Consider the following 13,168-nt stretch of genomic DNA (forward strand, 5'->3'; position numbering starts at 1 on the left):
TGAGTTGGGCTAATCAGCCTGATTCAAAGCGCATTTTATGCAGATTGCTGAAATCCGCTTTACAAAAAGTGGCATTCCGTTTCAGGCTTTATCCATTGACAAAGCCGGTCGAACGGTGTAAAATATACACAGAAAATTGAATACAAAAGCATGGAGATTTTTGAGTAATGCTGAATTAACGATACCGTTGATTCACATTGCTCTTTTTTATTGCTTTTATGGAAAAATGAAGGTATGGAAAGGGTGTCTCTTATGTATGATGTAGCAATTATCGGCTGCGGTGTCATCGGAGCGGCAACAGCGTACGAGCTTTCGCGCTACGACCTGAAAATCGCTGTTCTGGAAAAGGAAAACGACGTTGCCGACGGCACAACCAAGGCGAACAGCGCCATTGTCCACGCGGGGTATGATCCGGAGCCCGGCACGGCGATGGCCCGGCTCAATGTTCTGGGCAACGCCATGATTGAAGAGATTGCGAAAAAACTGAAGGTTCCCTATCAGAAATGCGGGTCGCTGGTGCTGGGATTCAACGAGGACGACCTGCATGTGATTTACCGGCTGTACAGGCAGGGCATGGTAAACGGCGTGCCGGGCATCCGGGTCCTGAACGCAAGGGAGACCCTTGAAATGGAACCGAATTTAAGCAAGGAGATCAAAGGCGCCCTGTACGCGCCGTCCGGCGCGATCGTCAGCCCGTGGGAGCTGTGCATCGCCATGGCGGACACCGCGAAGCGCAACGGCGCGGATTTCTTCCTCAACAGCAAGGTCGACCGGATCGAACGCACGGGGACGGCGTACCGCCTGTTCTGCGGCGACCAGGTGGTTGAAGCGGCCCGCGTGGTCAACGCGGCGGGCCTCCATTCCGACGACGTCCACAATCTGGTGGCGGAGAAGCCGGAATTCAGAATTATCCCGAGCAAGGGCCAGTATTATCTGCTGGATAAAAGTCAGGGAAATCTGGTCAGTAAGGTGATTTTCCAGTGCCCCAGCAAGGTGGGAAAAGGCGTTCTGGTTTCCCCGACGGTGCACGGCAATCTGATTGTCGGGCCGGACGCGGTCGGCGTTGAGAACGACGACGATGTTTCCACCACCCAGAGCGGGCTTGATTTTGTCCGTGAAACGGCGGTCAGGTCCGTGCCGGGCATCAATTTCAGGGAGTCCATCCGCAATTTTGCGGGCGTCCGCGCACAGAGCGAACGTTCGGACTTTATCATTGAGGAATCCAAATCCGCCAGAGGCTTCATCAACCTGGCCGGAATCAAATCGCCGGGTCTGACCAGCGCCCCCGCCATTGCGCTCGACTGTATCAAGCTTTTGGAAAGAACGGGCGTTTTTCTGAAGGAAAAGGAAGACTTTATAGACGAAAGGCGGAAGGTGAGCTTCAAGTCCCTGTCCCCGGAGGAGAAAGCGGCGCTGATTGAGAAAAATCCGCTTTACGGCCGGGTGATCTGCCGCTGCGAGACGATCACGGAGGGCGAGATTGTGGACGCCATCCACAGCCCGATCACCCCGCGCACCGTCGACGCGGTCAAAAAGAGATGCAACGCCGGCATGGGGCGCTGTCAGGGCGGCTTCTGTGGCCCGCGCGTGCAGGAGATTCTCGCAAGGGAGCTGGGCCTTCCGCTGGAAGAGGTGCTTCTGAATAAAAAGGGTACTTATATTCTGACCGGAGAGACCAAAAAGGGAGGAGTACAGCAATGATAACGGAAGCTTATGATTTGGTTGTCGTCGGCGGAGGCCCCGCGGGGCTCGCGGCTGCTCTGGAGGGCTACCACAACGGCGCGGAAAGCGTCCTGATCCTGGAGCGCGACAAGGAGCTGGGTGGGATTCTCAACCAGTGTATCCACAACGGGTTCGGGCTCCATTACTTTAAAGAGGAGCTGACGGGTCCCGAATACGCCCAGCGGTTTGTTGAAATGCTGCGGGACACCAACGTACAGGTCAAGCTGGACACGATGGTGCTGGAAATTACGCGCGGCAAGCAGATTCACTGTGTGAACAGCAAAGACGGCTACATGATTATTCAGGCGAAGGCGATCGTGCTGGCGATGGGCTGCAGGGAAAGGACTCGCGGAGCCATTGCGATTCCGGGCGACCGCCCGGCGGGTATTTTCACCGCCGGGACCGCGCAGCGCTACGTCAATATGGAAGGCTATATGGTCGGCAAAAGGGTGATCATCCTCGGCTCCGGCGACATCGGCCTGATTATGGCGCGCCGCATGACGCTGGAGGGCGCGAAGGTGCTTGCGTGTGTGGAACTGATGCCCTACTCCAACGGGCTGAACCGCAACATTGTGCAGTGCCTGAAGGATTACGACATTCCGCTTTACCTCTCCCATACCATTACGGATATTCAGGGGGACGGAAGAGTGGAAAAGGTCGTCGTGTCCAAGGTGGACGAAAACAGAAAGCCGATTCCGGGAACGGAAATGACCTTCGACTGCGACACGGTCCTGCTTTCCGTCGGACTGATCCCGGAAAACGAACTGTCCAAGTCGGCGGGGCTGGCCATGGACCGGCGCACCAGCGGCCCGGTGGTGTTTGAAAACATGGAAACCTCCATGCAGGGGATTTTCGCCTGCGGCAACGTCGTGCACGTGCATGACCTGGTGGACTTCGTAACGGCGGAAAGCCAGCGGGCTGGCCGCGCCGCGGGAAAATATATCGCAAACGGGGAGCCGAAGTCCGAAAGCTTCCTCGAGGTGCAGAACGGCAGCTGTGTCAACTACACGGTCCCGCAGAAAATCCGCACGGAAAATCTGGACAAGGCGGCGGAAATTTTCTTCCGCGTCAACAATGTTTATAAGGACGTAGTGATTCAGGTGACCGACGGCGAAAAGGAAATCGCGCGGTTTAAAAGGGAGCACATGGCGCCGGGCGAAATGGAAAAAATCACGGTTCCGAAGGCGCTCCTGGAAAATGCCGCGGGTGTGCTGACCGTAGCGGTCGGGAAGGAGGAAACAGCATGACTGAACTGATTTGTATCGTATGCCCCAAGGGCTGCCATTTGAAGGTGGATGAGCAGAACGGCTACGCGGTGACCGGCAACGGCTGCAAAAGGGGCGAGGTCTACGGCAAAAAAGAACTGACCAATCCGACAAGGGTGGTTCCTTCCACGGTGAAGATCAGCGGCGGTTCCCACCGCCGCCTGCCTGTAAAGACCAGCGAGCCGATTCCCAAGGCGATGATCTTCGACGCGGTGAAGCTGCTGGACACCGTAGAGGTGACCGCTCCCGTCAAGCGCGGCGATGTGGTTTATAAGGATATTTTAGGAACGGGAATCGATTTTGTCGCCACAAGAGATATGTAAAAGAAAACAGAAAATACGCCCTGAAACGGACCAACAGGCCGTTTCAGGGCGTATTTTTATGCATTTTTATATCTGGTCCCAGACCCTTGTGCTGGTGGAAGAGATCGCGTCCGCGCCGGCCCCGAGGGCGGCAACCACGTCCTCCTTGTCCACCACCAGACCTCCGGCAATGATCGGGACGTTTACGATTTTCTGAATGGAGCGAAGCACCTTCGGAATGCACCCCGGCATAATTTCAATGCAGTCCGGGCTGCACAGGCTCACCTGCTTGGAAACATTGTGAAAGGACATGGAATCGATCAGGAAAAAGCGATGGATGGTGTACAGGCCCCTTGAGTTCCCCGCCTTTATCATAGACGCCCGGGTGCTGATAATGCCGTCGGCGCCCGTCGTTTCCTTGATAAAATCGATCACGACGTCTTTGGTCGACGTGCCTTCGATCAGATCGACGTGGACAAAGGCGTATTTGCCCTCCTGCTTGACCCGGTGGACAATATTCGCAATGCTGCACAGGCTTCCGTACAGAATAAACACAACTTTACACCGGGAATGAAGAACGTTTTCCAGCCCCTCGTCGCTGTTGATCGCCGCGATGATCGGGTTGTCGCTGAGCAGATTCAAAATGTCCTCTTTCATGGCAGCCTCCAATACAGGCGAAATCAATATTTTATGACTACAGTATATCGCATTGATTCATAAAAGCAAAGATATTTTTTCAGACAGTCTGTAAAGTCGCGCAACCGCAAAATTATTTTAAAATTTTATTTCCTTTTTTCCGCTTGTGCGACCGCCTGTTTGTAAACCGTGTCATAGGGAACGCCGTGCTTTTCCGCGGCGGCGCGTACGTCGGCGTATTCGGGCTTGTATTTGACGATGTCTCCGCCGACGCTCACCTTGATTCGTACGGGGCCGCAGGCGGTCTCCGCCGTACGGAAGGAGGAGGTCAGGACGGTGCGCGCGCAGCCGGTTTCGCGGACCCCCAGCGTGGTGGTGTGCAAAAGCATCAGGCGCGTCATTCTTTCCCTGTCGTCCGGCCTGCACAGGCAGGTCAGCAGGGTGGACGGGCGGTTTTTCTTCATGAAGACCGGCGCGGTAAAAACGTCCAGAGCGCCCGCGGAAAGCAGCAGCTCCGTCGCGAACCCGACTGCCTCCGGCGTCATATCGTCCAGATTGCAGCTCAGCTGTGCGATTTCGTCGCGGTTAGCTTCGCTTTCGGCCCAGAAGGCGCGCACGCAGTTTGCCGCCGCAAAGTCCTTAACGCCCATCCCGCAGCCGATTCTGTCCGCCGCCATCGGCGGCATCGGGCCGAACCGGGAAACAAAATGCTTCAGCAGCGCGGCGCCGGTCGGGGTGCAGAGCTCCCCGCGGATTTCTCCGCTGTAAATGGGAACCCCGCGTAAAATCGCCGCGGTGGCCGGCGCGGGAACGGGCAGAATCCCGTGCGCGCAGCGCACAAAGCCGCTGCCGACGTGAACCGGCGACGCCGTAACCGAATCCGGCCCCAGCAGATGGAACAGCAGACAGCAGCCGACGACATCCACAACAGCGTCCAGAGAGCCGACCTCGTGGAAATGGATCTGCTCAACCGGAACGCCGTGTACGCTGGACTCCGCCTCTCCGAGCAGGGAATAAACGGCGAGGGCATCCTTTTTGACCGGTTCCGGAACCGGCATCTTAGAAATCATGCTTTTCAGCGTTTCATAGCTGATATGGCCGTGGGTGTGCGCCTGCGCGTCCTCATGGCTGTGCTCATCATGATCGTGCGTGTGGCTGTGTCCGTGATCATGCTCATGGCCGTCATGGTTATGGTGGCCGTCCCCGCCGCTGTGGGAACGCAGCTCATCGGGACTTACGTCCTGTGCGGTTTCTTCTTCACCGCGGATGATTACGTCGATGTGGCTTCCATGGATGCCGCATTTCTGCGAAGGGACGCACCGGACCGAAACGCCGTCCAGCCCGAGTGAGTTCATCTGCCTGAGGAAGCCTTCCTTATCCGGATAAAGCTCCAGCAGGGCCGCCGTCAGCATATCTCCGGCGGCGCCCATATTGCATTCGAGATACAGCTTTTTCATTGGGCAGTCCCTCCCATATGGTTGATCATGCTGGCGAGGTACCCCGCGCCGAAGCCGTTGTCGATATTTACCACGCTTACGCCGCTGGCACAGGAGTTCAGCATGGAAAGCAGGGCGGAAAGGCCGTTGAAGTTTGCCCCGTAACCGATGCTGGTCGGTACGGCGATGACCGGGCAGTCCACAAGCCCGCCGATTACGCTTGCGAGCGCCCCTTCCATTCCGGCGATGGCAACAACGACGTTCGCGTCCATCAGGATATCCAGCTTGGAAAGCAGGCGGTGCAGGCCCGCCACGCCCACGTCGTACAGACGGGCGACCTTGTTGCCCAGCACCTCCGCGGTCAGGGCCGCTTCTTCGGCGACGGGCATGTCGCTGGTGCCGCCGGTCGCCACCGCGATCGTGCCGGAAGCGGTGATTTCGCTTTTTCGTCCCACAATTCCGATTTTAGACATGGGGTCGTAGGTGAGGGTGATTTTTTTACCCACCTTTTCCGCGGATTCGGGGGAAAGACGGGTAATCAGAATGTTTTCCCCGCCGCGCTTCCGCATGGCCGAGGCGATGCCGAGAATCTGCTCCGGCGTTTTCCCGCTGCCGTAGATCACTTCCGGGATGCCCTGGCGCAGCCCCCGGTGCAGGTCGATTTTGGCGTATCCCAAATCCTCGTAGGGACTCATTTTCAGCTTTAGAACGGCCTCCTGTGGGGAAAGCTCCCCATCCTTTACTTTTTGCAGCAGTTCCAGCGTTTTTTGCTGTTCCATATGTGACTCTCCTTTATACTCTGGGCGTCAGGTCGAGCAATACCCCGTCAAAATACGGGGAAAGAGCCTGATTCAGTTCGTTTTTCTTTTCAATTGCCAATGAAAACTGGTTTTCCGGAAGCTGGATTTTTGCCGCGCCGTGGAAAAGCCGGATTCTGAAATCGGTAAAGCCCATGGCGAACATGGCGTTTTCTCCCTGCTCCACTTTTTTCAGCATGTCCTCCGTAATGGCCGTGCCGGTGGGGATTCTGGTGGCAAGGCAGGCGTAAGAGGGTTTTTCGGAAGTGAACAGCCCCGCTTCCCGGGAAAGGCGGCGGATATCGTCCTTGGTCAGACCGCATTCGCGCAGGGGCGAGCGTACGCCCAGCTCCTGCAGGGCGCGCATGCCCGGCCGCCCTTCAAAGCTGTCGGAGGCATTGGTGCCGTCCATCAGAAGGGTGCAGCCGTCCCGCGCCGCCAGCTTCCTGAGCTGCGTGAACAGGGTGGTCTTGCAGTAATAGCAGCGCAGGGCGTCGTTGGCGGCCACCTGCGGATTTTCAAGAGCGTCGAATTCCGCCACGGTAAAAGGGACGTTTAACTGCTCCGCCAGACGGCGCGCGTCATCCAGCTCAAACTGGGGCTGAAAGGCCGATTTGATAAAATAGGCGTGGACGTCGCAGCCATACTGTTTTGCCGCGTACAGCAGATAAGAGGAATCCACCCCTCCGGAAAAAGCGAGCGCGGCGCGCGGATTCTGTGTAAAGAATGTTTTTAAGTCCATCGATCATAACTCCCGATCATAAAGAATAAAGGCTCACAGTACTGTGAGCCTTCTGGCAAAGCGCACAGCTGCTGCCGCGCGCTGGTATTTCATGATCCTGATCCTGTTTTCGTTCATCCGTACGACATGCTTCTGCATATCGGTATTAATAAATATTTTACAATAGGAACAGGCTTTTGTCAATGCCCGATCCCTCTCTGAAGCCTTTACGATTCCTTCTTTCCCAGAAAAATTTTTAATGAGGGAGGATACCTGTTTCCGGGACTGATTGACGGGAAAAGATACTTGTGTTATCATCTTCGTTATGGAAAGGTATTGTTGATTTTATAACATTTAAATAAGACCTGGGGATGGAGGATTTCGATGAAGATTATCGTGATTGACGGCCAGGGCGGCGGGATCGGCCGCAGCATCGTGGAAAGGCTGAAAGCGGAGCTTCCGGGCGCCGAACTCGTCGCGGTGGGGACCAACGCCCTTGCAACCTCGGCGATGCTGAAAGCGGGAGCCGACGCCGGCGCTACCGGAGAGAATGCGGCCGTATACAACTGCGCGCACGCGGATATTATCGCCGGGCCGATGGGGATTATTCTCGCGAACGCGATGCTGGGGGAAATTTCGCCCGCAATCGCACAGGCTGTTTCCGGCAGCAGAGCGGAAAAGGTGCTGATACCCGTGTCCGCCTGCCATGTGTACGTGGCGGGGGTGGAAGAAAAGCCCATGTCCAAATATATCGAGCTCGCGGTGGCCTCGATCCGAAAAATCTGCGAGGCATGACCCGTGCAATTTCTGACTGTTTCCATTGACTTTGGCACGAATTATGTTATAATAACCTTTGGCTAAACATCCGCCCGTAGCGAAGCTGGATATCGCAGCAGATTCCGATTCTGAAGGCCGGGGGTTCGAATCCCTCCGGGCGGGCCAAAATCAAACAGGGCAGAGTAAATCTGGTGGTGTTCCCGGCCCGGAGGGTGAGAACCCCCCGGCGCAGGCAGGGGAGCAGCACCGGAAATCTTTATCCCGAAGGAAAACGAAGGGACTCGCGGAACGCGGGCTGAACATGTACCACCTTCGAATCCCTCCGGGCGGGCCAAAATCAAACAGGGCAGAGTAAATCTGGTGGTGTTCCCGGCCCGGAGGGTGAGGCCCCCCCCGGCGCAGGCAGGGGAGCAGCACCGGTTCCTTTCATCAGTGAAATTTTATCATGTTGTATACGGTGTTATGCAGAGGAGAGGTTATTGTGAATGTTCTTGTAGTGGGTTGCGGCAGGCTGGGAACCCGTCTGGCGGGACTGCTCGATGAGCACGGCCATGACGTCGCCGTGATTGATTCCAATCCGGATACGTTCCGGAATTTGAGCGAGAACTTCAGCGGGATCACGGTCACCGGCATGCCGATGGATATGACGGTGCTGCAAAACGCCGGAGTGGAAAGCTGCGACGCAGTTGCCGTAGTCACTCCCGACGATAATCTGAACATTACGGTGTCACAGATTGTGCGTGAATTTTTCGGCGTACAGAACGTGGTTGCGCGTATTTCCGACCCGGCCCGTGAAAATGTATTTGAACGGTTCGGTCTGAAAACCGTCTGCCCGACCAATCTGGCGGGCGATTCTATTTTCACCGCGCTGACGCAGCCGCTCGCTTCCAAAAATATGTCCTTCGAGAGTGCGACGGCGACTTTTCACTGCCGCGCCGTGGATAAGGCGCATGAAGGCATTTCCGTTGCCGCGGCTCCAAAGGATATTGGAGAGACCGTTTTCGGGGTTCTTCATCGTAACGGTACGCTGGAGCTGTATTCTTCTGACCGCAGAATCATTCTTACCGAAGGGGACAAGGTCATTTTTGCAAAGGTGATCGACTGATTGATTTCGGTCGTGCCGAATTTGGAGGATATTGGGAAGATATGAGGATTGTAATTGTGGGCGGCGGCAAGCTGGGGCATCAGATTGCCAGAAATATGCTCGAAAGAAAATACAGCGTGAAGCTGATTGAAAAAGATAAGCTCAAATGTATGCGCCTCGCCAATGAGCTGGATGTGGAAGTGATTTGCGGCGACGGCACGGAAATTGAGGTGCTGGACGAAGCCGGCACAAAAAACGCTGACTGCGTGATCGCGGTTACAGGCAGCGATCAGGACAATCTCGTTGCCTCCCAGCTGGCAAGAAAAGAGTTTAAGGCGGCAAAAGTCATTGCACGGGCGAACGACCCCCGCAATCTGGCGGCCCTGCGCAAACTGGGCGCGGATATTGCCGTCAGCAGCACGGAAATTATCACCAACCTGATTGAGCAGGAAGTGGACGTCTCAAAGATGCATCTGCTTGCAACGCTGAATAAGGGAAAGGCCGGAATCTGTGCCATTACCCTTCCGCGCGACACCGCGCTGGACGGCGTGCAGCTGAAGGACATCACCCTCCCGCAGGGTTCGCTGATTATCTCCGTAGTGCGCGGCGACACCATGATGATTCCAAACGGGTTTACGGTCATTCGTGCCAACGATGAGATCGTTGCCGTCTGTGAAAATAAAAGCCAGAAGGAACTGATGGAAATTCTGGGCGCCCAAAGAGAATAAACACAAAAATCCCACCGCGGGAAACGCGGTGGGATTTTATTATTCCCGGCCCCGGCTCTGCCGGGGCCGCTGCTGTCGCTAAAGCATCAGCCCACAATGACTTTCCCTTCCGGCAAAATCGCGCCTGCGCTGCGGTGTCCTCTGTGAAGAGTCAGCGCAAGCCCAAGGGAAACGGGGCCGACACGGCCGATATACATGGTCAGACTGACCGTCAGCTTGGAAATCCAGCTTAAAGTCTGTGTGACACCCGCGGTAAGCCCCACGGTGCCAAAACCGGAGGTTGCCTCAAAAAGAGCGTCGACGCCGTTGACATCCGGGTCCGCGGTCAAAATAACGCCCGTGGCTACAAACAGGACTACAGCTGCGCCGGAAAGAATCGACAGCGCGCGGTAAACCGTAAACTGGTCTATCCGGCGTTTGAGCAGGGTGGTTTCTTCATTTCCGCGCATGACACTGACCACCGTAGCCAGCAGCACGATAAAGGTGGTTGTCTTGATACCGCCGCCGGTCCCTGCCGGCGAGGCGCCGATAAACATCAGGATAACCGTAATGATTTTTGTAAAATCGTGTTCCTTTGCAATGTCAACCGTACAGAAGCCCGCGGTGCGCGCGCTGATGGACTGAAAGAGGGAAGCGTTCAGCTTTGTTCCGAAATCCATGCCTGCAAGCGTGTTGTTGTATTCGCAGACCAGAAAGAGCACGGTACCGGATACGATCAGAATCGCCGTCATGATCAGTACCAGAATGGAATGGAAATGCAGATGGACCGGTTTTTCCTTATGAATCCGCGGAAGAAGCTGCGCGTTGTAGATATCGCTGATCACCACAAAGCCCAGCCCGCCGATCACGATCAGCCCGCCGACTGTCAGGCAGACCAGAGGGTCCCCGACATAGGGAATCAGGTTGCCGTCCTTCATCAAAAAGCCCAGAATATCGAATCCGGCGTTGCAGTAGGCGGAAATCGCCGTAAACGCCGCAATCCAGATCCCTTTTGCCCCGAACTGGGGAACGAAACGGAACGTCAGCAGCACCGTTCCGGTCATCTCGCAGAAAAATGTAAAGAAAAGAATGATCTTGATCAGATATTTTATGTTAATCGTGTCGCCGCTCGTATTTTCTGTTGCCAGCTGCAGGTCCCGCAGCCCGATTTTTCGGCGGACCAGCATGGAAAAGCCGGTGGTGAAGGTGATAACGCCCAGCCCGCCGATCTGAATTAGCAGGATGATGATGATCTGGCCAAGCAGATTCCAGTGTGTCCATGTGTCAAATACGACCAGACCGGTGACACAGGTCGCCGAGGTCGCGGTAAACAGCGAGTCGATAAATCCGGTCGGCAGCCCGCTGCGTGAAACGATCGGCAGCGTGAGCAGAACCGCGCCCACAAGAATGACAACCGCGAAGCTTACCACAATCAGCCTGACCGGCGGCACGCTCCTCAACCGCTTTTTCACACAGAACTGTTCTTCCCCCATTACAATTACACCCCAAAATCAGAATATTTTTCTCCTTTTCCCTACCTTCTGCAAGGCTGCAGCCAAGGGCAGTCCCAGACCGTAGCAGATCACCAGTTCCCCGGCGCCTACCGAAAGGGCCGCGGCCCAGAATCCGACCCACGAAAAGCCTTCCGTGGACAGAACGGCTATTTCAAGCCCGATAATCACCGCGTTGAACAAAACCGGCGGAAGCGGGGCCAGAACCGGAAGGTTTTTAATCCGGATGTTTCGGACCATCCTGGTGCAGACCGCCGCCAAAAGAGTCGCCAGGGTTCCAAACACCATATCCGCCGCGCCGTAACCGCTCCATATATTGGCAAGCAGGCAGCCGACCGCAAGTCCCGGAACGGCCGCCGGGGTAAAGGCCGGCAGAATGGTGAGCGCTTCCGAAAAGCGGAACTGCACCGGGCCGTAAGCTAAGTTCGCCAGGGCCGCAAGAAGGGTCAGAACCATGTAGATGGCGCCGATCATGGCGCCCTGCGCAAGATACTGCGCGCGCTGAGACTGATTTTTCATTTCTTAGATTCCTCCGTAGTTTTATTTAAGGTCAGGATTTTGCGACTGACCATACCGGACAGGCTGTGTCCGGTAATTACAATACCATACTACAAAATTGCGGTAAAAGCAACTCATTTCCATAAATATCCGGCATAAAACGACGCAATGGAAGAGAGCCTGATGCCGAAGCAGCAGACCCTCTGTTTTTTCTGTTATTCGTCTTTCGCCGGACTGTCGCCGTCGTCCGGCTCCGGCAGCACCTCGATCAGGATTTTGGAAATGCGGCGGTCCTCAACCTCCTGAACGGTCAGCGTCAGGTTTTGGACCTGTACGACAGGGTGTTCGCCCGGCTTCGGAATCCTTCCCAGCATCTCCACCACCAGGCCGGCAATGGTGTCGTAGTCCCCCTCTGGAAGCTCAATCCCCACCAGATCGGAAATTTCATCGATGTCGGTCCCGCCGTCCACGGTAAACTTGTGATCGTCCACCCTATGTATTTCCTCTTCCTCGTGGTCGTATTCGTCCTGAATGTCGCCGACAATGGATTCCAGCAGGTCCTCCATGGTGATAATCCCCTCGGTCCCGCCGTATTCGTCGACAATAATCGCGATCTGGGTCCTGCGCTCGGCCATCTCCGTAAACAGCTCGCTGCAGCGTTTGCTCTCCGGTACAAAGTACGCGGGGCGCATCAGATCGGTAATTTTGATATTTTTATCCAGCTCGCTGCCGACATACTGGAGCAGGTCCTTGACATAGATCACGCCGAGCACATTGTCCAGGTCCTCGTGGTAAACGGGGATGCGGGAGTGCCCGTCCGAAATGGAAAGGTTCACGACGTCCTGTATGGCGGCGGTGTCCTCCACGGCGTCCACCTCGGTGCGGTGGGTCATGACCTCGCTTGCGGTGATATCGCTGAAGTCGAAAATATTGGAAATCATATCCTTGGCGGTTTCGCCGATGACGCCCTTTTCCTCGCCGGCGTCGACCATCATCAGAATTTCCTCCTCCGTGACGGTTTCCTCCGAGGCGTTGGGATCAAAGCCCAGCATCTTCAGGACGACGTTGGTGGAAAAGGACAGGAAGGAAATAAACGGCCGGAAAACGGCGGAAGTGCCATTCAGAATGCCGATGAATTTGAAAGACAGCTCTTCCGCGCGCTGCATGGCGATTTTTTTCGGAACCAGCTCGCCCAGCACAAGCGAAAAATAGGACAGCAGCACGGTAATCAATACCGTGGATACGCCGTGGACGACGCTGGTGGGCACGGGCAAAAAGGCAAGCTGTTTTGCAAGCTTGCCGGCAAAGCTTTGGGAAGCCGAGGCGGAGGTCAGAAATCCGCTCAGCGTTACGCCGACCTGGATGGTCGCGAGAAAGCGGCTGGAATTCTCCGTCAGCTTCAGTACCTTGGCGGCTTTTTTATTGCCGTCCTCCGCCATTTTTTTCAGCTTGTTGTCGTTGAGGGTAATCACTGCGATTTCACTCGCGGCAAAGAAAGCATTTACCAAAATCAGGGCAAACAGAAGCAGAATGGATAAAAATTCATTTGGCTCCTGTTCAGCGGCGGCGGGCAGCACGCTCAGCAAATGAAAAAATGAGCCGTCAGGTTCGGGTGACATGAATTGTTTTTCCCCTTTCGGAAATAAAATATAATAATATTATTGTATATTATTATTCATACTAATGTCAAACAGTTTATGGAGTATCTGCGC

Annotated in this window: 13 protein-coding genes and 1 tRNA gene; 7 read left to right on the forward strand and 7 right to left on the reverse strand. The window is 55.4% G+C overall.

Annotated elements, in window-relative coordinates:
- The first annotated feature begins 252 nt into the window (after positions 1–252).
- Genes VXK30_RS01230 through VXK30_RS01240 form a run of 3 tightly spaced genes read left to right on the forward strand, consistent with a single transcriptional unit; the run spans position 253 to position 3,310 of the window.
- Positions 253–1,701, forward strand: a complete 1,449-nt coding sequence (locus VXK30_RS01230) for an NAD(P)/FAD-dependent oxidoreductase (protein ID WP_275717730.1) — start codon at positions 253–255, stop codon at positions 1,699–1,701.
- Positions 1,698–2,969 (forward strand): NAD(P)/FAD-dependent oxidoreductase, encoded by a 1,272-nt coding sequence (locus VXK30_RS01235; RefSeq protein ID WP_275717729.1) that lies wholly within the window; start codon positions 1,698–1,700, stop codon positions 2,967–2,969. The genes VXK30_RS01230 and VXK30_RS01235 overlap by 4 nt, the downstream gene beginning before the upstream one ends.
- Positions 2,966–3,310 (forward strand): DUF1667 domain-containing protein, encoded by a 345-nt coding sequence (locus tag VXK30_RS01240; RefSeq protein ID WP_275717728.1) that lies wholly within the window; start codon positions 2,966–2,968, stop codon positions 3,308–3,310. The genes VXK30_RS01235 and VXK30_RS01240 overlap by 4 nt, the downstream gene beginning before the upstream one ends.
- A 66-nt stretch (positions 3,311–3,376) precedes the next feature.
- Here the strand turns inward: VXK30_RS01240 and VXK30_RS01245 are convergent, their stop codons facing one another.
- The 4 genes from VXK30_RS01245 to larE all read right to left on the reverse strand — a co-directional run bounded on the left by VXK30_RS01245 (position 3,377) and on the right by larE (position 6,900).
- The gene (locus VXK30_RS01245; RefSeq protein ID WP_275717727.1) at positions 3,377–3,946 is read right to left on the reverse strand and encodes a glycerol-3-phosphate responsive antiterminator; all 570 of its coding nucleotides are present in this window, start codon (positions 3,944–3,946) and stop codon (positions 3,377–3,379) included.
- A gap of 125 nt (positions 3,947–4,071) precedes the next feature.
- A complete protein-coding gene (larC, locus tag VXK30_RS01250) occupies positions 4,072–5,382 on the reverse strand; it encodes a nickel pincer cofactor biosynthesis protein LarC (protein WP_275717726.1) in 1,311 nt (436 codons plus the stop codon).
- Positions 5,379–6,140 (reverse strand): nickel pincer cofactor biosynthesis protein LarB, encoded by a 762-nt coding sequence (gene larB / locus VXK30_RS01255; RefSeq protein WP_275717725.1) that lies wholly within the window; start codon positions 6,138–6,140, stop codon positions 5,379–5,381. Before larB ends, larC begins: the two co-directional genes overlap by 4 nt.
- A gap of 13 nt (positions 6,141–6,153) precedes the next feature.
- Complete coding sequence (larE, locus tag VXK30_RS01260) at positions 6,154–6,900, reverse strand: ATP-dependent sacrificial sulfur transferase LarE (RefSeq protein ID WP_275717724.1); 747 nt, start codon at positions 6,898–6,900, stop codon at positions 6,154–6,156.
- Between the two features lie 363 nt (positions 6,901–7,263).
- On the opposite strand from larE, the gene VXK30_RS01265 reads away from it, so the two are divergent.
- The 4 genes from VXK30_RS01265 (at position 7,264) to VXK30_RS01280 (ending at position 9,468) form a co-directional block, all read left to right on the forward strand.
- Positions 7,264–7,674, forward strand: a complete 411-nt coding sequence (locus tag VXK30_RS01265; RefSeq protein WP_275717723.1) for a DUF3842 family protein — start codon at positions 7,264–7,266, stop codon at positions 7,672–7,674.
- A gap of 70 nt (positions 7,675–7,744) precedes the next feature.
- Positions 7,745–7,821: transfer RNA gene (locus tag VXK30_RS01270), tRNA-Arg, on the forward strand.
- Positions 7,822–8,137: 316 nt separating this feature from the next.
- Positions 8,138–8,761 (forward strand): potassium channel family protein, encoded by a 624-nt coding sequence (locus VXK30_RS01275; protein WP_275717721.1) that lies wholly within the window; start codon positions 8,138–8,140, stop codon positions 8,759–8,761.
- 41 nt (positions 8,762–8,802) lie between these two features.
- Positions 8,803–9,468, forward strand: a complete 666-nt coding sequence (locus tag VXK30_RS01280; RefSeq protein ID WP_275717720.1) for a potassium channel family protein — start codon at positions 8,803–8,805, stop codon at positions 9,466–9,468.
- 86 nt (positions 9,469–9,554) lie between these two features.
- Here VXK30_RS01280 and VXK30_RS01285 read toward each other — a convergent pair whose 3' ends face one another.
- The 3 genes from VXK30_RS01285 to VXK30_RS01295 form a co-directional block, all read right to left on the reverse strand.
- Positions 9,555–10,940, reverse strand: a complete 1,386-nt coding sequence (locus VXK30_RS01285; RefSeq protein ID WP_275717719.1) for a TrkH family potassium uptake protein — start codon at positions 10,938–10,940, stop codon at positions 9,555–9,557.
- Positions 10,941–10,958: 18 nt separating this feature from the next.
- On the reverse strand, positions 10,959–11,477 hold the full coding sequence (locus VXK30_RS01290; protein WP_275717718.1) for a QueT transporter family protein: 519 nt from the start codon (positions 11,475–11,477) through the stop codon (positions 10,959–10,961).
- A 194-nt stretch (positions 11,478–11,671) separates the two neighbouring features.
- On the reverse strand, positions 11,672–13,075 hold the full coding sequence (locus tag VXK30_RS01295) for a hemolysin family protein (RefSeq protein WP_275717717.1): 1,404 nt from the start codon (positions 13,073–13,075) through the stop codon (positions 11,672–11,674).
- Positions 13,076–13,168 lie beyond the last annotated feature (93 nt).

Source organism: Caproiciproducens sp. CPB-2, from assembly GCF_036287215.1.
GTDB lineage: Bacteria > Bacillota > Clostridia > Oscillospirales > Acutalibacteraceae > Caproiciproducens.